The following is a 20,032-nucleotide window of genomic DNA, read 5'->3' as shown; positions in this document are numbered from 1 at the left end:
AAGGTCAAAAAGAATTTATCTAATTAGTTGTGCTGGTATTCGAGACGTTTTTCAGATGTTTATCTTTTGTGAAACCTCTACGATAAATGCAGTTCACACAACATGAATTTGCAATTATCAAGGATAAGTATGGCAAAGATTATTGGAAATGACGGCAACAATATCGCGTTTGGTACAAACTACAACGACTTTATTGATGGCAAGGGAGGAAATGACTTTCTCTATGGATTTGGAGGTAATGATACTCTTGAAGGTAGAAATGGAAACGATAACCTTTACGGTGGTAACGGCAATGACGTTTTAAGAGGTGGAGCCGGCAGCGATTTCTTAGATGGTGGTCGAGGTGTTGATGTACTCACAGGCGGATTTGGTAGAGATACTTTCGGCTACTACGATTCCCCGTTTGCTAATGGTTATACAGTGAAAAGTCCCAACGGTATTAGTGTGTTGAATCAGCCAGATAAAATTAGCGACTACCAAATCGGTTTTGACAATTTCGTCTTTGAAACTGGGCAGCTTGGGCTTGATTTTGGTGTTCAGGTCAAATACAAGGAAGGGGTTAGCTCTAAACTATCTGGTAATGCGAATGTATTAGTATTGCTCGATGCATTTCCAAATGCTGCCGCTGCTGCTAAAGCGATTGCTAATAATAATGCGATTACATCGGATGAAGGAATATTTGTTTATTACAACTCTACACTTGGCATTTCAAGAGTAGTGTATTCTAATGATTTAGATGACGGCGGAGCAATCAGCGTTCTGGCTAATCTGACTAATCTTACAAGCTTGTCTAACCAAGCTAAGTTTTCGAGTGCTGACTTTTCTTTTATCACCCTTACTTAACATTAACAATCTCTAATTTAGGCGAACTACCTAGAGCTTTATTCATCGTCTAAACCAAAAAATGGTAAAGCCAATTAGATAGAGTAAAAAACTGGCTGATTACTCTATCTAACTGGCTATATTTCACTCAAATTTTGATAATGTATTAAGAAAAACTCAGAATTAAAGAGCGTATCTGGCTCCACTCCTGAATTCTTCTGAAGATTTATTTTTCTGGTGGCAAATCTACTTTGTAAACTGTTTCCCCTGCTAAGTTACGCAGTGTGACTGTCATCACTTTTGTATTTGCGTTAATTTTAACTCCTCCAAAGAATTGCAAACCTTCACTTGGAGGTCGATTTGCTTTTGTACCTGGAGGAAGGCTTTGAAATACCAATTGTGGACCAAAAGTATTTTCCAATTCGTTAGGGCCAAATGTACCAGAGTTCAAAGGGCCGGCGACGAATTCCCAAAAAGGTTTAAAGTCAGTAAATTGTGCTTTTGCAGGGTCATAATAGTGGGCTGCTGCATAATGTACATCAGCAGTTAACCAAACAACATTCTGGATATTTTTGTTTTTGATAAATCGTAGTAAATCTGCAAGTTCTAATTCTCTTCCTAAAGCTGGACCGTTTCCGTTAGCCCAAGCTTCAAAATCTGTGCTACCGTCTCTAACTATCAGTCCTAGAGGCATATCACTAGCAATCACTTTCCATGTGGCTTTCGATGATAGTAATTGTCTTTTTAACCACTGTATTTGTGTTCTGCTTAAAAATTCCGTTTCTTTACTTGGTAGCGATTGATTATTAGGAGTATTTGGCCCGCGGTAAGTGCGTTCATCGAGCATGAAAATGTCTAATAATGGGCCATAATTGAAGGAGCGATAAATTCTTGTTTTATCTGGATTGTTTGTTTCATACCCAATAGGTAGATATTCTAAAAACGCTTGCCTTCCCCTTTGGGCTAGTAAGTTAACATCTTTAACTGTATAGCGACTATCGCTTAAAAGAACTTCTCCAGGATACCAGTTATTTGTGACTTCGTGGTCGTCCCACTGTGCCAATATGGGAACTTCAGCGTTGAAACGTTTAATATTATCGTCAAGTAAATTGTAGATGTAATTGCCACGATATTCTGTCAATGTTTCTGCAACTTTGGATTTTTCTGGTGTAGTAATATTTTTCCAAGTTGTGCCGTCATCTAGGATAACTTCTGCTTGAATCGGCCCATCAGCATAAATATTATCACCAGAATGAATGAAAAAATCTGGCTTAAGTTGGCGCATGGTTTCATAAATTTTCATGCCACCAAAATCAGGATTAATTCCCCATCCTTGACCAGCGGTGTCACCACCCCAAACAAAGAATATATCTCGCGCATATTTGGAGGGAGTCCGAAAACTGCCTTTAACAGCTGCGCTATAGGTATTTTTATAATTTAAATCTTGAAAAATCACCCGATAAAATATTTGTTGGTCTGGTGGTAAATTCCTCAAAAAAAGTCGTGCTGTGAAGTCACTATCTTTTAAAGCATTTGGCCCCACAACTCGCTGCACATTTTTAAAAGATTCGCTGGTAGAATATTCTACGATCATTTTGGCAGAGCGATCGCTCTTACTCCAAATCACAATGCTATCGTTGGATATATCTCCGCTAGCTACACCATAAGGTATATCAGGACGCATTTTGTCAGAGGTGATAATTGCGGGTGCTTGCCCAAAAACTTGTGATTTTGATACAACATTTGTGGTAATAATTCCACCTGCTGTGACAGCTGAACGTAGCAAAAACTGGCGACGGTTTACCATATTAAATAACATCAAGCCTAAAAAGTATTATACGATAAGTGTCTACCATATCTTTCTTTGGCAATAAGTAAAGATTGAGTTATCGAATGGTTAATAAAAAACATATTTATTTTTTGTAATAACATTTAATGTTTGTTCAATTTAAATATTATTTTTACCTAAAATTAAACTTTATTTAAACTGATAACTGCAAAATAATAATTTAATTCCAAATTATCACTGTTGTAATTGCTGAAATAACTTTTGCAAATCACAAGAAAATTAGGTAGTCAGAGTTAGTTTATTTATAAATTTTATAGTCTGGATTGCTTGTACAAGTTTATCGTGAGGGAAAAAAGATGAAATCGGTTCCACAAATAGTGCTTGCTGCTAGTCTTGCTCTAGGTTTAGCTACCATAGATATCAAGTCTGCATCTGCGGCAATTCTTAATTACGCTTTCACCGTTGATAGTCCTATAAATAAAGGACAAGGCTTTTTTAGTTTTGATGACTCAACTTTTAGTAATGATAGCATTCCAGAGGCGATCGCTAAGTCACTCTCTTTTCAATTTGACGGTGAATCGACAATTTACACCGAACAAGACGATTTAAACTATCCAGATTTTCCCATTGTATATTCAATAGGACAGACAGATTCTGTAGGATTAGAATATACATTCAACGATAAACTCAATCCTGATAACTTCATCACTTATGAAATCGTTGGGGAGAGTTTTACCGCTCTTTCTAGCAGTTCTCCAAATACTGAACTTTTTTCTGGTCAAGTTTCTTATAAAAAAGTACCTGAGCCTACAACCTTAGGTGCTATTCTGTGGGTTTCTGGTCTTGCTTGGATATTAAAAACAAAAGCAACCTCCATGAAAAAGGTTAAAATTTAACCTGATTTTAGGGAAGCTAAAAAATATAGTTGTTTATTAACTGAGTTTAAACAAGAGATAAATGAAGTATGAGTAATTCATGCTTCATTTTTATTTTTCCTCTCCATGAATAAAATTTTAATAGATTGGTTATGCTCTGCTTCTTTACTTGATGTTACAGGTAAAGGGCGATGCCTGGGTTGGGCTACGTTTACGCTCAAGTTTTTTTGCTTGTCATGCAAATACAACGCTGAGAAATTGTTACAAATAATACATTTAAACCAGTAATCCCTACTTTGGCATACCTGATTTTTCGGCATCTAACTTGTGAATTTTGGGTAGCAATTTGGGAAAAATAAGTTTGTAACAATTGATGAAGTTTAAAATTAGCGAGATGGTTGTTCAGCATGTTACCAGAAATATTACCTCAACAGTGGAGCATTGAGAGTATGATGGCTACAAGTGGCATAAAAAATGCTAATCAGCCGAACTTGCGATTAGAGTCAACTTTACAAGAATTACCCTTTTGGCAGGTTTACATCGAAGTAGAGTGTCCAGGCAATGATTTAGCTACGCTTTTTAAGCAAGAGCCTTTGCTACCAGGAATTATTATTAATAATCATCAAGAACATGTGGGGATGATTTCACGGCGGAAATTCTTTGAGCATATGAGCTATCCCTATAGTTTGTCACTATTTTCTCTCAGACCAATTAAAATTCTCTACAAGTTTTTTGAGAGAGACATATTAGTACTTTCTGAGGATATGCCAATTGTCAAAGCTACTGAGGTAAGTTTGCAACGACCACATGAAATTGCCTATGAGCCGATTTTAGTTAAAAGTATATCTGGAAAATATACGTTGATTGATTTCCATCAATTACTTTTAGCCTACTCTCAAATTCATGTCTTAACACTAGTTCAATTACAGCAGGTAGAAGAACAATCGAGAGTTGCTAAAGCAGGCTTTCGCGATCTGCAAGAAAATTATACCAGATTAATTCAGAATGAAAAAATGGCTGCCTTGGGGCAACTTGTGGCTGGAATTGCTCACGAAATTAACAACCCCGTAAACTTTATTGCTGGTAATCTTGTCCACGCCATCGAGTATAGTCAGAATTTACTGAGTTTAATTAGATTGTACCAACAATGTTATCCTGAACCAGAAGCGGAAATTAAAACTGCGATCGCTCAAATTGAACTCGATTTTTTAACTACAGATCTCCCGAATCTTCTCAATTCTATGAAGGTGGGTACAAGTAGAATCGAGGAAATCATTCTTTCATTGCGAAATTTTTCCCGCCTTGATGAATCTGAGAAAAAATTAGTTGATATCCATGAAGGTATTGAAAGTACTTTGTTAATTTTACAAAGTCGTCTCAAAAATCATCAAATCGGTAAAAACATCAACCTGATTAAAGAATACGCAAATCTTCCTCTAATTGAGTGTTACCCTGGGCTACTCAATCAGGTATTTATGAATATTTTGGCAAATGCTATTGATGCTATAGAAGAGGAAATATGCAGTGGGGAATGGGGAGTGGGAACTCAGGAAAGTGGGGAGTGTGGAGAGATTAGAAAAAAGCTTCCCACCCCTCCCCATGCTCAGTGCCCAATGCCTCATACCCTATCCCCAATGCCCCAAATTTGTATTCGTACTGAACTCATTGACGACAGAGAAGTAATTATTCGCATTGCCGATAATGGTTCCGGAATTCCAGAAAGTTTACAAAAGCGATTATTTGATCCATTTTTCACTACTAAACCCGTTGGTAAAGGAACTGGATTAGGGTTATCTATTAGTCATCAAATTATTGTAGAAAAACATCGTGGTCAACTACAATGCATCTCTATTTTTGGTCAAGGAACTGAGTTTATTATTAAAATTCCAGTTCAACTTAGTTAATTAACCTTTAAAACGTTCTTGTGCTGCCTGAAAAGCTTCTTGCATTACTGACTGAATTCTCTGGGGATCTGGTTTTTTACCTCCCATTAAATCACCAAAGTAAACGCAGGCTGCTTCTCCTAATGCCCAGGTGTAGGCGGTTGCCCAAGATGCAGCGATCGCACTGCCAAAAACTGGTATAAATTTGACTAATTCCCGTCCGATGGCTTGTGCCAGGAAACCACCGGCGATGGCACTCACAACGCCCCCGGCTTGGGATGGCGTTAGTGTTTGCCCATATAATTTTCCTAAAAGACCCACCATCGAAACTTGTAGTGCGGTTAGCACCGGCATTGTGGCAAACGGTAATGGCACAGCAGCTAGGGTTGCAGACATAATCGCAAAAGGCAAAATGTAACGGCGTGCTGTATCACGGTAAAGGTTGCCAATTTGCTTACCGACTTCTTCCCGATTCAATAGCTGATAAATCGCCTGGGCTTCTGCTTGTGGGAGTAGTTCTGCAAGAGAATCTCTCAGGGCTTCCAAACCGTAAAATACTGGGTTGTAGCCATCTTCTTCTAAAGTAAAGTCAATGAGTACACAGCGATCGCTTAGTCCGGCAAAAGCTTCTCGTATCCCAGTGAACGCACGGTTGACTTCCTCAAAGTCTGGTGGATAAGCAGGATGATCGACAGTATTGGGGGGATAAACTTCGTGTAAGCACGTAACCGCTAACAAGCAAGGAATATCTGGATACTGCTTGCGCAGTTGTTGAGCAATTTGCCGTAGGGTATCAGTTGCAAAATCATTGATTTTGACCGTCAAAACTAAGATTCTGGCGGAACTAGTCTTCTGTTGCAAATCGCCAAGTAACTCTTGAATAATTGCTTGAGTATCCTGATTTACATCACCTAACCCTACCGTATCAGTAAAAATCAGTAACGGCAGGTCATTAGAAGGATAGGCATACCGCTGGGTGTGTTGGGTGTGGGGACGAAATCCTTGACCAACAATTTCGGCAGAAACTCCCGTCAGTCCCCTTACAATTGAGCTTTTACCGGCTTGGGGTTTACCAACTAACAGGGCTTGGGTAGTTGGCAGTTCGGCTCGAACTTTCTCTAAAATCTCTGCAACCTGACCCTCACTGACACTAAACCATTCAACAACAGTGTGTGCCAGTTGTTCTACGGGTAAGAGTTGCGTCAAACTTGTTGTTGCTTTGTTCCAGACACCAGCAATGCGATTTTGCCAGGAATTATCCACCGATTTGTTGGTTACACTATCGGTGAGTTCACTTAATTGTTGAGAGTCAGGATCGTGTTGCTCAGTCATTCCCATGAAAACGGTAGATAGAATTTAAATCCTGTCTATACTTATCCTACCGTTAAACTTGGTTCAGCTTGGGTTAATTTATTGAAGAAGCGGAAGGTTCAAAGCTTGTTTTGTTGTTTGAATGCGTTCTCGTAGCAAAAATGCCAAGGCTGAATGAGGAATAAACGAAGCCTCTGCTTTAATAACTGTGCAAAAAAATACGCGATGCTAGGGTAGACTACGCTTAAGCTAATCACCAAAGCCTGGAAAGACGAATAATTTAAGCACTCAAATTCTTTCATCAAAATTCAAGTACTATATCCAATTGTTGGCTAACTCCTGGTTATTTAAATATCTAGGTACGAAGCTTTTACAAAAATCAAATAGAAGTTCTAGATATTATTAATATAGAACTTTATTTTTATCGATAAAATTGACTTGAGTTTTGGGATAAGGTGTTTGTTTTAAAACTGGCATTTCTAGCCAGCATGTCCGACAAAAAAAGTAAATTTCCTGACGCCGGATATGCCGCAGAAGCTGATGAGAACAGCAAGGACAATTATTCATTGGTTTTTCAATTTATCAAAAGGTATTTAAAAAAATGTTAGATAATTAATAAATTAATAACTTATTTATCTAACTATTTAATAATTATGGTTTTGCTAAATAATATCTTCTGTAAAAACACTTAAAATAAGTAGAGGATTTCTCTGGAGGAGAAATTTCACGTAGATTTACTTAAGTAAATCCTACATAGGTTAATTTTCCTATCAAATATATAGCACTGAGATAAAAAATAACTTAAAGTTAACAGCTATTGACAGTCTTTTAGAAGGCTATTTACTATCGGTTTGGGCCATCAAACCAATGATCGCCTTTACTAATTGATCTGGATCTATTGGTTTGGCGATATGCATTTGAAATCCTGCCGCTAGTGCTTGCTGCTGATTAATTTCCCCAGCATAAGCCGTGAGAGCGATCGCTGGTACGTGTCCACCTTGTTGAGGCGATCGCTTTCTCACTTCACGCATCAGCATATAACCATCTGTCTTTGGCATTCCAATATCACTGATCAAAACATCCGGTATCGACTCAGACAGTGCTTGTAATGCTTCTTGTGCTGATGCGACAGCCGTTACATCTACACCGTAATCTTGCAGAATAAAGGTTACTAAATCACGGATATCTGGTTCATCGTCCACCACCAAAACTTGAGTGTCTTTGGAAAATGGAGTATCAGACTCAGAAACTGAAGACTCATCTTCCTCATACCCAAACTGTTCATTTGCGACTAAAAGCGGTAATCTGGCACTGAAAGTTGGATTCGATTCTTCTGGAGGACTTTCGGCTTGAACTTTTTCTGCGTGAATTATATTAAGATTTAGCATCTTCCATACCGTTCATAACTAAACAATACCGACTTGAAAAGTAGGCATCCGCTAGTGTGATGAGTATCGATTTTTCAGGTAGAAAATACAATCTATCAAAAGGCACAGAAACAACTTAAAATTTAAAATTGTAAAGTTTTACTACAGCAATGATTCTGTTTGGTGATTATATGATTTTTGGGAAGCGAGGTATCTGAGGAATTTCAGCCAAAAGACATATAGGAATCATATTTAATTTGTGGAATGAGCAAGCTCTAGATACTGAAACTTTAGATTTTAAATTTGGGATTTTGGATTGAATAACAGAACTCCAATAAATAAATTATTCAATTCGCCAATCTAAAATCTCAAATCCTAAATCTAAAATTGAGTCACCTGACAAACGTCCTAAATCGCATGAAACCCGCACCAAAAAGCAATCCTACAACCTGACCCCAGTAAATAACACTAGATTGATTCACACCAACGGGGGGAATATTTAAACTACCTATACCATAAAATAGCTGTTGAACAAACCACCAAAAAATATATATATACGCTGGGAGTTCAATGGGGATATACAAAATTATTAGCGGCAAAACTGAGTAAATTTTGGTTTTGGGAAACTTGGTGATATAGGCTCCTAAAACAGCTGCGATCGCCCCATTTGCACCAATCAATGGTACCCTCAAATCTGGTTGAGCTAAAATTTGTGCCACCCCTGCCACAATGCCAGCCGCTAAGTAAAATCCTAAATAGCGTCTATGTCCAAGAATATTTTCTACAGTCTTACCAAAAACCCATAAAAATAGCATATTTCCCAATATTTGACTAAAACTTCCATGCAAAAATATGCCAAAAATTAGCGAAAATATACGCCAAACTACAACTACCCAAGCGGCAAAGTTCACAAAAATAGCATTTGCGATCGCCCCACTAATCTGAGCAGGAATCAACCCCCAACTATTGACAAAATAGCCTAATTCATCGGTAAAATCTAGTTTAAGCTCCCATAAAAATACGGCAATATTAATGCCAATTAACCAGTAATTAATTATCGGCTTATTCCAAGAACGAAGATTATCACTAATAGGAATCATAGATTTTGCAATGGTTATTAGTCATTTGTTATTTGTCATTAGTCATTGGTCATTAGTCATTCCCCGCGTCTCCCTCATCTCCCTCATCTCCCGGTCGGTGAGCGGAGCCGAACCGCATCTCTCCACACTTTCCCTTAACCTGTGGCAGAATCAAAATCAGATCGCATCGCACTTATACTAGGCAAACGAGATGTTGGGAAACACACTTGTTGGAAGATACCAAATTATTAGTAACTTGGGAGGTGGGGGTTTTGGCGAAACTTTTGTTGCTTATGATACTCAATTACCTGGTTCGCCTCAATGTGTGGTCAAGAAACTCAAGCCCCAAGCGAATGACCCAGTAACTTTGGAAACGGCGAGACGTTTATTTGATACAGAAGCCCAAGTTCTGTACAAATTAGGCACTCACGATCGCATTCCCCAACTTTTAGCTTATTTTGAAGAAAACACCGAGTTTTATCTCGTACAAGAATTGATCGAAGGTCATGATCTGAGTGAAGAATTAATATCAGGGAAAACCTGGAGTCAAGACCAAGTGATTTCATTTCTAGAAGAAATTTTGACAATCTTAGAATTTGTCCATCAACAGAATGTAATTCACCGTGATGTCAATCCCCGAAACATTCTCAGACGTGCTGCTGATGGCAAGTTAATCTTAATTGATTTTGGTGCAGTTAAACAAATTGCTACTCAAATTATTACTCCTCAAGCTTCAACTCAATGTACTGTTGCTATCGGTACACCTGGATATATTCCTGGCGAACAAGCTCATGGTACGCCCAAATTAAGCAGTGATATCTATGCTACAGGGATAATTGCTATTCAAGCTCTGACTGGATTATCTCCTGAAGAAATAGTCAAAGATCCCGATACTAATGAAATTATTTGGCAGGATAAAACCACAGTAACACCAGAATTTGCTCAATTTTTAGATAGAATGGTGCGCTATGATTTTCGACAACGCTACCCTTCGGCAACGGTGACATTAAAAGCGTTGCAAGAGTTAACAAAACCCCCGGCTGAAACAATAGCGTTGACTCCTATTACACCACCAAATAAGATAAAAAATCCTCAACGGAAAAAAGGTTTATTAGGTAAGTTGCTATTAGGAATATTTTTTTTCGGTGTGACTGGAGTAGCATCAATATTAATTTTGAATCATGTTAATTCAAATAATGCCATAGAATTATCTAAACAAGGAAATACACTTTTTGATTTGCAACGTTACCAAGAAGCATTAGCAGTATATGAAAAAGCAGTTAATATTAGACCAGATTATGCTCAAGGATGGAATGGTCAAGGCAAAACCCTTTCGCAATTGAAAAAATATAAAGATGCTCTAGCAGCATATGACAAAGCAATCCAAATCAAGCCAGATTATTTAGAAGCTTGGATTGGACGAGGTTTTGTCTTGGGAAATTTACAGCGATATCAAGAAGCGATCGCTTCTTTTAACAAAGCCTTAGAATTAAATAATGAAAATTCCCAAGTCTGGAATGCAAAAGGAGAAGCTTTAAGTAATTTAGGGCAATACGATCAAGCAATTGAATCTTATGAAAAAGCGCTGGAATTTAAACCAGATGATTTTGAAGCTTGGTACAAAAAAGGATTAGCTTTACAAAATATAAAACGATATAGTGACGCGATCGCAGCTTATGAAAAGGCAGTTGAATTCAAACCAGATTATGTGTCAGCTTGGTACAATTGGGGTAATGCTCTAGTCAATTTACAGCGCTATCGAGATGCGTTTACAGCTTATGATAAAGCAGTAAAATACAAGCCGAATTTTTATCAAGCTTGGTTGTCTAGAGGTAATATCCTCATGAATTTACAACGTTACCCTGAAGCAATTGAATCTTTTAATCAAGTAATAAAATATAATCCCGGCAACTATCAAGCATGGTATAATATGGGCTGGTCAATGCATCAAACCCAACGCTATGAAGCTGCCATAGAATCTTATAATAAAGCAGCGAATTTTAAGAAAAACGATTATCAACTTTGGTACAATTTGGGGAATTCACAATATATTTTGCAAAAATACGAGGACGCGATCGCATCTTATGATAGAGCACTTCGTTATAAACCAGACCATTACGAAAGCTCGTATAGTAAAGGCAATGCTCTATTAAATTTGCAACGCTATCAAGATGCGATCGCTTCTTACAACCGAGCAATAAAATATAAGCCTGATTACCACCAAGCAATAAACGCCCGCGACCAAGCCCAAATTCAACTGCAAAGCCAAAAATCAAAGCCTGTAATTGTACCAATTCTCCCTACTCCTAATTCCACCAATCCACCACAGACAAGACCTTAGTTAGGAATAACCCAGCGAGGTTGGCATATATAAAGACAGGGTGTTTCAGGTAAATGAAGCACACGGGTAGGGGCACAACATGTTGTGCCCCTACGATTATCTTTACCTCACTCCTTTGCAATTTGCTGTAATTCCCGCCGATTTTTTTGATTAAATAACTCTAACCAATACTTGTCGGTTAAGGGGAAAAGGAGAAGGGGAAAGGGGGAAAGAAAAAACCTTTAACCTTTACCCGGTTGGTGAGCTTGTCGAACCATTAACCTTTTCCCCAAATCCAATGCCGAGTTAAAAATGCACAAAGCGAGCAGTATTGTAACTCTAACTACCGAATATTTAACTCTTGCAGTTGATTTTTTAACTGAAAATATTCAATCTTAGTAGCTGAATTTCTAGAGAGGGATAGATTTGTTCTTTTTGTAGAAGCTAACTTTTTATGAGTATATTCATTCAATTTCGCTTGAGCTTCAGCATAAACTAAAGTATCATTGGGAATATTTTTTAGTAACTTTACAGCGCTATCAAAATTACCAATAGATGCTTGATGATAAGCTTTATTCAAAAAATAAGCTGCTCTGATTTGCCGTTTGCGATTGTATTCAGCTAATTTGTCTTGAACTATAGCACCAGCAGAACTTTCTTTAGGAATTTGACGTAAATATTGTAATGCTGTAGAAAAATCTTTTATACTGGCGCTTTCGTAAGCTTTAGCTAATAAATCTTGAGTTTTTGCTTCAATATTGATGTATGCTTTTTGAACTAATTTATCTGTTTTAGAACGCCAATATAAAATATCTGGAACTTGATGAGCCGCATCTACCACATCTGACCATCTACTTTCATAAAAAGCTGTTAAAGCTATTTGGTATTGTTGTGCAGCTACTTGCCATTGACCTTGCCATTCTTCGATTGTGGCTTGAGCTTCTGGATAAATATTGCTGTGGGAGGGAATTGATTTAACCAGTGCGATCGCTTCTTCTAAATCCCCTGCTTGATATTCTTTTTTTGCTTGATATAAAGCCTCTGTTTCTGAATAGGCAGGTGAAGTATTAACTAAAGAATATACACCAACCCCCATCAATAAAGAATTAGCCGCTAACCCTACTTTCATTCCTGTGAATAGCGGCAATAATTTTCCAGAAGCAGAATTCTGAGAATCATCTTCAATGTTTGTTTCTAAAGAAAATTGATCATCTGCTGGCTGAGGTTCCCAGATCATTTGTTTGAGAACCCGCAGAACTTCATCCGCAGACTGAAAGCGGTCTTGGTAATCGTAGCGGATCATTTGGCTGAGAACAGCAGCTAAATAATCATTAACTGGCGTATTTGGAGAACGCCAAATAATCTCATTGGTATAAGGATCGGCCTTTAATTGTAGTGGCTCTAGCCCTGTTAAAGCCTGGATAGCAATCATTCCCAAAGCATAAATATCGCTGTTGGGCTGTGTTTCGCCAATAAATTGTTCTGGTGGTATGTACCCCAACGAAGTCACAGGAATTCTATGAATAGGCAATTCTGCACCTATACCAAAATCAATAGACTGGATTGAGCCAAAATCAATTAAAACTAACTTGCCATCGACAGTACGTCTAATTAAGTTTTCTGGTTTGATATCGCAATGGATAACACCTTGAGAGTGAACAAATTCCAGAATACCCAAGACATCCAATAAAAATTTTACAACTTCGCTTTCACTCCACAGAGACCCCCACTCTTGATTAATGGGCAATTCCGCAGTTAGCGCATGTCCTTCAATATACTCTTGCACTAAATAAAATCGCTTGTTTTCTTCAAAGCAGGCGATGAATTCAGGAATTTGCTGATGGCTTCCTAGAAGCTTGAGAGTTTCAGTTTCAGTTAAAAACAGTAGCCTCAGTGTGTCCAAGTAGTTAGATTCAAAACTGCTAGCTTTGATCTGTTTAACTACGCATTTAGCATTGTCTGGGTAATCTACATCTAGGGCAATGTATGTTTGTCCAAACACCCCTGCACCCAGACTTTGGACAATTTGGTAACGCCCTTGTAATAATTTACCAATTATGTGGTGGATCATGACCTGGTTACTCAGTGAGTCATTTTATTTAGTTTTTCTGACATTACCTCCTAATTTCCGGAAAGCATGAGACAATAAGCAATTTAAAAAATTTTGGACAACCTGTACATCACTGCCCCATCCGTCCATCTGTGTCTGCAAAAAAACTTGCAAACCCGCAGCAGTCAGGGAAAAATCCCGAACTGATATTATTTTAAGTTTTGCGGCGGGGTTGATGCTGCTAAGCTAATCGCCATTCAAATTGCATCTCCGTATCCCCGCGTCCCGTTGTCTTTGAATCTTTCTAGCGAGTTGAACTATGCAATTTAAAAGCGCATCAGCTTATTAATAGAGGGCGGATGGTAGAAAAGCTCCTGCCGGTTCGTTATATAGTCCGAGGCTCATTAATGTTGCAGTCTGGGTGACACGCAGGCTATGGTTCAAACACCAACGCAACAGCTCGGCGTTACGCATTGGAACATAGAAGCCAAACTCAGCGGACGCTGGAGCCGCCCCTATAAGCGCCTTTAAGTCCTCATTGTTCTCGCCAACAGCGTGGCCGAAGAAGCCAACTTCGCTAGCATAGCCCGATACGCGCCCATTACACTCGATAAGCATTGCAGTGCCCCGCCCGACAGCTGCTTTTAGTTCGCCCGTCCTGTGATGACCATGAATGCGATAGCACAGTTGATTACACGCAGCAAGGTCGGCCTCAGTTACCAGACGAACGGTGCGGCCGGGTATCGTCAAGCCCAGCGGTTCTCCTTGAAGGTTCGCCAGTGGCTCACGCACATCGAAGCCAAGTTTTGTATACAGGGAAAGCGAGCGGCTGTTATGCGCGGCTTGAACGAGCCGCACACCGGCGTACTGTTTTTCGTGTGCCCGCTGTAAAACATGTTCCATTAGGCGGCGACCAACCGACCTATTTTGTGCGGCGGGGTCTACCGTAGTCGGACCGACCCCGGCGATAGTGTCACCTTCCCACAAAAAGTTGCTGCCGATGACGCGCCCATCAGATGACTCGGCCACGACCGAATAAACCGCCGGGTCTGCTAAAATTTCGGTCAACATACCCACCCCAAACTCCGCAGAAGGAAAGTCGGGTACTAAGCCATGCTGTTCGGCAATGGCACGGAACCCTACATACAGAATGATGCCACAGGGGAGCGCGTCGTCAGCCCGTCCAGCACGCAGCATCACCGAAGATGTTTGTTCAAATGCTTTGTCCATGATAAAAAACCTTTCAAGTGTTCCGTTCGCGCTCTCGTTGCGAACGGTAGGTCGAACCGAAATCAAGGCTAAAACGAAAATAAGAGTTGGAAATGGTTGATTTTTCGTTACTTACAATCAATTTACGTATAATAGAGTACCAACTTTTCAAACCTATGTATAATAGCGCTTTTCAGTCTGAATTTCCGGATAAACAGCTATGACAAGATGACTTTACTAGAGTTTTACTAAAATTACCTAATTTATCCTGTGAAGAGTTGTTAGCAAAGCTTGATTTACAAAGATAATGAATATGATGGATAAACCAAATTTTACCTTTCATTAAAGATAGCTTTACTTTTAATTAAACAAATATGATTTGTGGTTGTTATCATCGACAAAAGGGTAATTATAATATCTAAAAATCTGTTAAAATCGTCAATCTATCCTAAACATTCCTATCGAATATATTATATATATTAACAAGGCTGTCAGGGCATAGTAACTCTGAATTTTGGAATTCAGAATTGCTCTTAAGATTTCTATATGATATTGTCAAATAGCTTTCGGTATTCACTTTCGATCTGGTTTCGTAATATTTAAATCAGGGAAAAACTTATGTATCGATTCCAGATCAGTGCATCTACCCAAACTGGTGAATTTATCGGTATTGTAGGTTCTACTGCAAAGTTGGGGCTGTGGGATATCAAAAAATGTCTCCATCTGCGTACAAGTCCCGATCGCTATCCTTTATGGTGGACAGATACAGAAATCAATTTTTTGGAGTCAGGCGATCAGACAGTTGAATATAAATACATCCGTATAGACTCCAACGGCAGCGTCCGTTGGGAAGCTTTCGGCCCCAATCGCTGGCTACCAATTGACCCTGAAGATCAGTCGAAAACAATTGTTGTGGATGATGGCGCATTCGGTTATTTACAGCCTTATCCCTTCGGATATTTCACTGAAGAACCTGCTGTGAGGATGCCCAAAAACGAAGAGTCTGAGAAGCTGAAAATCGCGGTCATCGGCAGTTCTGTTGCCTTAGGTCATAAAGCTTGGCTCTTAAGAGGTTGGACTTGGCTATTAGCACAGGCTTTGCAGGAAAAATATGGACATGAACTCATAAACGTGTCTGAAGTCGGGGCGAATGTCACCAGAACAATCAATCGGTTTACCTCAATCGTCACACCAGAAAAACCGGATATTGTGATTATTGCCCTGTCTTTGGGTAACGAAGGGTTAGCCTACTGTCTCCCCCACGAACGACGGGCAATCCAGCGGCGGTTTGAAAGTGGTTTACAGCAGCTCGTGAAAATGACGCGGGACATCGGCGCACGTCCGATTCTCGGCGGAGTCTATCCTAATAACGATTACTCCTTGGAACATCACTGGCTCTTACAGGACACACACAACCGGATGGTGAATTGGGGCGTTCCTGTACTCGATTGGTTGGCAGCATTGGATAATGGTCAGGGACGCTGGAAAGACAGGATATCCTTCGATCCGGCTCACCCGAACACCGTCGGACATCAGCTGATGTATGAGGCTATTAATCTGGATTTGTTTGCGATCAATAAAAGGGAATTAGCAACAGAAAAACAACGTTTCCAGCAGCCAAATGAAGTTATCGTCTACCTTGACAATGCTGGCTTTTATATCTCTAGCTGTATTGAAGAGAAGCGTTTGCGGATAGTCAATCCATCACAATACACCTACACCATAGCTCCCTATTGGCAGGGACTCCAAACTGCACTGAAAAACAAGGCAGGATTGATTCCAGGTATTTACATTGCCAAGTCTGCTCAGGTTGGGACACTGCCATTCTTTGCCGTCCAAGAAGATAGAGCGATCGCCACCACAGTAGACATCCCCCCTGGTGCAGATTTAGAATACAGCGCCGCCTTCAATCTTTTTTCGCCCAGTAACTCAAAACTTTTATTCTATGACGGGCATCTGGGGATTTTACAAGCCGACAACCGCCAGATCTGGGTGATTAACGAATCAGACAACGAGTACAACATCCATCCCATGTGGAAGGAGATTCGGGTAGCACTCAAAGCCGTGCCTTCGGGTGTCTATGAAGATCCGCTGCATCCTGATATCCCGTTCCGTACCATGATGATTGGTAACAAAGGGCTGGAAAGTAGAGTGAAAGCACCACCAAAGTCAGCGGTGCTGTTTCAATATAAATGTAAATTATCAGATATTAGTCGAGTTGCAATTCTGCCACTAGGCGATCGCTGTGCTGTCAGGATGATGCTATATAAAATGGAGTACGACGGTCCTGCCTTTCCCTTTGATTTAACACGTACTACCAAGATTGCAGACATCGCCGATATCATCGAAAACCGTTTTTATGATATGTGGAACCCCGCCTTTTTGCATTACAGTGCAGATGCAGGCAGAATCTACCACAGTAGATGGACGGGTTTATCCTTTGCCCATGAAGTTGAGGATACAGACGACCCTATTAATGATATGTCTCCCGTCCACGAAAGAATGCAGGTTCGCTACAGCGCACGCTCAGAAAGGTTTTGGTACACCCTGGAAAACTGCGATAAAGCGCTTTTTGTCCGTACAGGCATTGCCGATCGCTCTGGTGCGATGGATTTAGTCAACAAGCTGCAAAAACAATGCCAGGGAAAGCCATTTCACCTGCTCCTGCTTTCTCCCCAATCTAGTAATGAATTTTTAGACCTTCCCAATGTCCTGCATTACAACGCAGATTTTAATCCCGATCGCATGTATGACGATTTAGGTCACTGGATGTACTGCACACAAGTGATGCGGGGAATTTTGGAATCCCTTGGTGTATCCAGCAAAAATCTTTTTTGGTGCCCGCCGAATCCTCTGAAGGGATGATATCATGTTCCGGTGAAGGCTTATCATTAGGACTGACGCGGGGACGCGGAGAAATTTTAATAATAAGTGATTATCCGAACTTGATATGAGGTAAAAAGGTAGGGGCGATCGTTCAATACTCTAGACCTTACGAGATGAAAACCCTTCTTGCGCCTATCTAGTTGTTAATGTAAACGACAATTTCAACAAGGCGATCGACGCAACGTTCTCGATAACTGGAGTCAGTTAACACTTATTGGGATTGCCAATTGTCACTACGGGTAATGAGGTCTGAGTGTTTTCTTCACGCATGACTTGTTCAAGCGAGTCTTCACCTTTCATGCTTCGATTAGCTGTGAGCAAAATCATTTGATTTTCCTGAGCCAGCCTCCAGACTACTCTATCGCTGCTATCAATTGACAATCCCATCGTTTCAAACGTAACAAAACGAATCGGCACAGAATCAAGCCAACCAAGGCTTGCAATACTCCCAAGAAGGATTCGTGTATGTCCCTTGAGGTTATGATCCACTAAAAAAATCATGGCTGAGACTGATGCCGTGCCTTCGATGCCTGAAGTTTTTCACAGGCGGCTTCCAGACCAGGTGGTGGTGGGAGAGTTCCAATTCGGGCAACGCGCTCACGATTTTGTTCTTCATAGTATTGCCGAAGTTCCTTAGCTTCCTTTAGAACAACTTGGTACTCAGCTTCAACTTCCGCCCGATGTCCGTCTATGTAAGAGAGGGCAGCATCGATTTGTTCTTCGGTCAGGTCAAATAGGGAGCCAATAAACTTGGCAGGGTACTGGGCACTCACATAGTCCATTACGTCGTAAAGGGTGATGCGTGTTCCTGCGATCGTCAGTCCGCGCTCTGTGCGGATGATGGCTGTTTGTCCATTTGATGCCAAAGTCATATCTACTAGCTTCTGTGAAACTAATTCTATACTATATCTCTGCAACAACCTCTTTTGGTGTCCAACCAAAATACCGAAGGATACTTCAAAGGCGTGAGGAACTAGTTAAAGAAAAGCGATCGCTATTTGACCAATTAAGCCCTTCAATATCCTTCAATAAATATAAATAATGGGGGTTGGCTGGCACTTTTTGGTGTCTCTGTGACAAAATTTTCGTTACCCTTGAATATGCAACGCCGAAAAAGATTCGCTTTGATGATTACAGCACTCTCATCGTATGACAGACTCCGGATCGAATGATAACCCTGAATTACTTTCTGTAGCTCAAACTGCCAAATTACTTGATGTAACTCGTCAGCGAATTCACGACCTAATTAAAAATGATCAAATTATAGCTCGCAAACTTGGCCGTTACTATTACATAGAAGCTGCTGAGGTAGAGAGGTATAAGAATCAACCTACTGGAAAACCCTATCAGCCGCGTAGTACAACCTCTCAAACAAAGTCTATTGACAAACGTCAATAGAAAATCTAGACTCAAGCTATATTAAGGTACTAGAGGTTAAGTCAATGCTCCCATTTCAAGCGATCGCACCTGATGTTGCAATTCAACAAGGACTGCAACAGGTTTACATGAGTGAGCATGGCATACTCTACCAAGGGGACTGCCTTAAACTTCTGTCAGCTTTGCCTGATGAGTTTGTGGATCTGGTATTTGCCGACCCACCTTTTAATCTCGGTAAAGAATATGGTGAAGGTATAAGCGATCAGATGGAAACAGATCACTATTTAAGCTGGTCGCAACAGTGGCTTGATGAAAGTATTCGCGTACTTAAGCCAGGTGGTAGCTTATTTATCTTCAATCTGCCGAAATGGTGTATAGAGTACGGCGCATACCTCAATCGGAAAGGAATGTGGTTTCGGCATTGGATTGCTTGTAGAATGCCGAAGGCTTTTCCTAGAGGTAAAAAGATGTCTCCGGCTCACTACGGACTGATCTATTATACAAAAGGAGAGCCAGCCGTCTTTAACAAAGTCTACACACCCATTCAACTATGTCGGCACTGTGGCAAAGAGATTCGTGACTATGGTGGGCATCGAAAAAGCCTCAATGAAAAAGGCATTAACTTAATGGATGTTTGGGATATGCCAGAAGATGTGTGGGAGGATGCCCCAGAAGCTTCCAATAGTGAAGTTTCATGGACGTTAACTGAGGAAATGTGGACTGATATTCCACCCGTTCGGCATCGTCGGCACAAAAAACGAGTCCCCAATGAACTAGCTCCCATTATGCTGGAGCGGATTATTGCAATGGCATCTCATCCAGGGCAGATTGTGGTTGATCCTTTTGGAGGTTCTGGTACTTCCTTTTACGCAGCAGAAAAACTACACCGTTACTGGATTGGTTCAGAAATTGGAGATACAGAACCAGCAGTAGAACGCTTGACTGATTTGGCTGATGGAATTGTAGAGCAATGGGAATCGGCAAGGGGAAGCAAGAAATTGAAACAATCGAAAACAACTGCATTACAACTGCCCATTCCTTACTCGACATAGCTTCCATGCAGG

14 protein-coding genes and 1 pseudogene are annotated in these 20,032 nt (G+C 40.2%); 7 read left to right on the top strand and 8 right to left on the bottom strand.

What is annotated here, in order from left to right; translation table 11 throughout:
* Positions 1-129 precede the first annotated feature (129 nt).
* The gene (locus ACM0OY_RS04075; RefSeq protein WP_414567610.1) at positions 130-843 is read left to right on the top strand and encodes a calcium-binding protein; all 714 of its coding nucleotides are present in this window, start codon (positions 130-132) and stop codon (positions 841-843) included.
* A 205-nt stretch (positions 844-1,048) separates the two neighbouring features.
* On the opposite strand, the gene ACM0OY_RS04070 is transcribed toward ACM0OY_RS04075, so the two are convergent.
* Entirely contained in the window at positions 1,049-2,629 is a 1,581-nt protein-coding gene (locus ACM0OY_RS04070; RefSeq protein ID WP_414567609.1) for an alkaline phosphatase D family protein, read from the bottom strand.
* 338 nt (positions 2,630-2,967) lie between these two features.
* Between ACM0OY_RS04070 and ACM0OY_RS04065 the strand changes: the two genes are divergently transcribed.
* Positions 2,968-3,507, top strand: a complete 540-nt coding sequence (locus ACM0OY_RS04065; protein ID WP_414567608.1) for a PEP-CTERM sorting domain-containing protein — start codon at positions 2,968-2,970, stop codon at positions 3,505-3,507.
* Between the two features lie 428 nt (positions 3,508-3,935).
* Positions 3,936-5,390: a sensor histidine kinase gene (locus ACM0OY_RS04060; RefSeq protein ID WP_414567731.1), complete on the top strand. Its 1,455-nt coding sequence runs from the start codon at positions 3,936-3,938 to the stop codon at positions 5,388-5,390.
* Here ACM0OY_RS04060 and ACM0OY_RS04055 read toward each other — a convergent pair whose 3' ends face one another.
* The 3 genes from ACM0OY_RS04055 to ACM0OY_RS04045 form a co-directional block, all read right to left on the bottom strand.
* Positions 5,391-6,701, bottom strand: a complete 1,311-nt coding sequence (locus tag ACM0OY_RS04055) for a YcjF family protein (protein ID WP_414567607.1) — start codon at positions 6,699-6,701, stop codon at positions 5,391-5,393. It abuts the gene before it with no gap.
* A gap of 815 nt (positions 6,702-7,516) precedes the next feature.
* A complete protein-coding gene (locus tag ACM0OY_RS04050; protein WP_414567606.1) occupies positions 7,517-8,068 on the bottom strand; it encodes a response regulator in 552 nt (183 codons plus the stop codon).
* Positions 8,069-8,439: 371 nt separating this feature from the next.
* Positions 8,440-9,147, bottom strand: coding sequence for a rhomboid family intramembrane serine protease (locus ACM0OY_RS04045; protein WP_414567605.1), 708 nt, complete (start codon positions 9,145-9,147; stop codon positions 8,440-8,442).
* 190 nt (positions 9,148-9,337) lie between these two features.
* On the opposite strand from ACM0OY_RS04045, the gene ACM0OY_RS04040 reads away from it, so the two are divergent.
* Positions 9,338-11,467, top strand: a complete 2,130-nt coding sequence (locus tag ACM0OY_RS04040) for a tetratricopeptide repeat protein (RefSeq protein WP_414567604.1) — start codon at positions 9,338-9,340, stop codon at positions 11,465-11,467.
* A 322-nt stretch (positions 11,468-11,789) separates the two neighbouring features.
* On the opposite strand, the gene ACM0OY_RS04035 is transcribed toward ACM0OY_RS04040, so the two are convergent.
* Both ACM0OY_RS04035 and ACM0OY_RS04030 read right to left on the bottom strand, forming a co-directional pair.
* Positions 11,790-13,517: a protein kinase domain-containing protein gene (locus tag ACM0OY_RS04035; RefSeq protein ID WP_414567603.1), complete on the bottom strand. Its 1,728-nt coding sequence runs from the start codon at positions 13,515-13,517 to the stop codon at positions 11,790-11,792.
* Positions 13,518-13,841: 324 nt separating this feature from the next.
* Entirely contained in the window at positions 13,842-14,726 is an 885-nt protein-coding gene (locus ACM0OY_RS04030; RefSeq protein WP_414567602.1) for a GNAT family N-acetyltransferase, read from the bottom strand.
* A 597-nt stretch (positions 14,727-15,323) separates the two neighbouring features.
* Here ACM0OY_RS04030 and ACM0OY_RS04025 point away from each other — a divergent pair.
* Positions 15,324-17,570, top strand: coding sequence for a DUF1796 family putative cysteine peptidase (locus ACM0OY_RS04025; RefSeq protein WP_414567601.1), 2,247 nt, complete (start codon positions 15,324-15,326; stop codon positions 17,568-17,570).
* 157 nt (positions 17,571-17,727) lie between these two features.
* On the opposite strand, the pseudogene ACM0OY_RS04020 reads toward ACM0OY_RS04025, so the two are convergent.
* Positions 17,728-18,092 (bottom strand): annotated as a pseudogene (locus ACM0OY_RS04020) (ACP S-malonyltransferase).
* Positions 18,089-18,463 carry a DUF433 domain-containing protein gene (locus ACM0OY_RS04015; RefSeq protein WP_414567600.1) on the bottom strand — a complete coding sequence of 125 codons (375 nt, stop codon included), beginning with the start codon at positions 18,461-18,463 and terminating at the stop codon, positions 18,089-18,091. The pseudogene ACM0OY_RS04020 and the gene ACM0OY_RS04015 overlap by 4 nt, the downstream one beginning before the upstream one ends.
* 277 nt (positions 18,464-18,740) lie before the next feature.
* Here ACM0OY_RS04015 and ACM0OY_RS04010 point away from each other — a divergent pair, with 277 nt between their 5' ends.
* Positions 18,741-18,989: a helix-turn-helix domain-containing protein gene (locus ACM0OY_RS04010; RefSeq protein ID WP_414567599.1), complete on the top strand. Its 249-nt coding sequence runs from the start codon at positions 18,741-18,743 to the stop codon at positions 18,987-18,989.
* A 44-nt stretch (positions 18,990-19,033) separates the two neighbouring features.
* Complete coding sequence (locus ACM0OY_RS04005; RefSeq protein WP_414567598.1) at positions 19,034-20,020, top strand: DNA-methyltransferase; 987 nt, start codon at positions 19,034-19,036, stop codon at positions 20,018-20,020.
* The last annotated feature ends 12 nt before the right edge of the window (positions 20,021-20,032 follow it).

It is taken from the genome of Nostoc sp. CCY 9925 (genome assembly GCF_963920935.1).
Lineage (GTDB): Bacteria > Cyanobacteriota > Cyanobacteriia > Cyanobacteriales > Nostocaceae > Nostoc.
This window is presented reverse-complemented; position numbering and strand designations above follow the sequence as displayed.

Excerpts from the sequence above, each read along its gene's own strand:
- ACM0OY_RS04075 (WP_414567610.1), top strand. The coding sequence starts at position 130 with ATGGCAAAGATTATTGGAAATGACGGCAACAATATCGCGTTTGGTACA.
- ACM0OY_RS04070 (WP_414567609.1), bottom strand. The coding sequence starts at position 2,629 with ATGGTAAACCGTCGCCAGTTTTTGCTACGTTCAGCTGTCACAGCAGGT.
- ACM0OY_RS04065 (WP_414567608.1), top strand. The coding sequence starts at position 2,968 with ATGAAATCGGTTCCACAAATAGTGCTTGCTGCTAGTCTTGCTCTAGGT.
- ACM0OY_RS04060 (WP_414567731.1), top strand. The coding sequence starts at position 3,936 with ATGATGGCTACAAGTGGCATAAAAAATGCTAATCAGCCGAACTTGCGA.
- ACM0OY_RS04055 (WP_414567607.1), bottom strand. The coding sequence starts at position 6,701 with ATGACTGAGCAACACGATCCTGACTCTCAACAATTAAGTGAACTCACC.
- ACM0OY_RS04050 (WP_414567606.1), bottom strand. The coding sequence starts at position 8,068 with ATGCTAAATCTTAATATAATTCACGCAGAAAAAGTTCAAGCCGAAAGT.
- ACM0OY_RS04045 (WP_414567605.1), bottom strand. The coding sequence starts at position 9,147 with ATGATTCCTATTAGTGATAATCTTCGTTCTTGGAATAAGCCGATAATT.
- ACM0OY_RS04040 (WP_414567604.1), top strand. The coding sequence starts at position 9,338 with ATGTTGGGAAACACACTTGTTGGAAGATACCAAATTATTAGTAACTTG.
- ACM0OY_RS04035 (WP_414567603.1), bottom strand. The coding sequence starts at position 13,517 with ATGATCCACCACATAATTGGTAAATTATTACAAGGGCGTTACCAAATT.
- ACM0OY_RS04030 (WP_414567602.1), bottom strand. The coding sequence starts at position 14,726 with ATGGACAAAGCATTTGAACAAACATCTTCGGTGATGCTGCGTGCTGGA.
- ACM0OY_RS04025 (WP_414567601.1), top strand. The coding sequence starts at position 15,324 with ATGTATCGATTCCAGATCAGTGCATCTACCCAAACTGGTGAATTTATC.
- ACM0OY_RS04015 (WP_414567600.1), bottom strand. The coding sequence starts at position 18,463 with ATGACTTTGGCATCAAATGGACAAACAGCCATCATCCGCACAGAGCGC.
- ACM0OY_RS04010 (WP_414567599.1), top strand. The coding sequence starts at position 18,741 with ATGACAGACTCCGGATCGAATGATAACCCTGAATTACTTTCTGTAGCT.
- ACM0OY_RS04005 (WP_414567598.1), top strand. The coding sequence starts at position 19,034 with ATGCTCCCATTTCAAGCGATCGCACCTGATGTTGCAATTCAACAAGGA.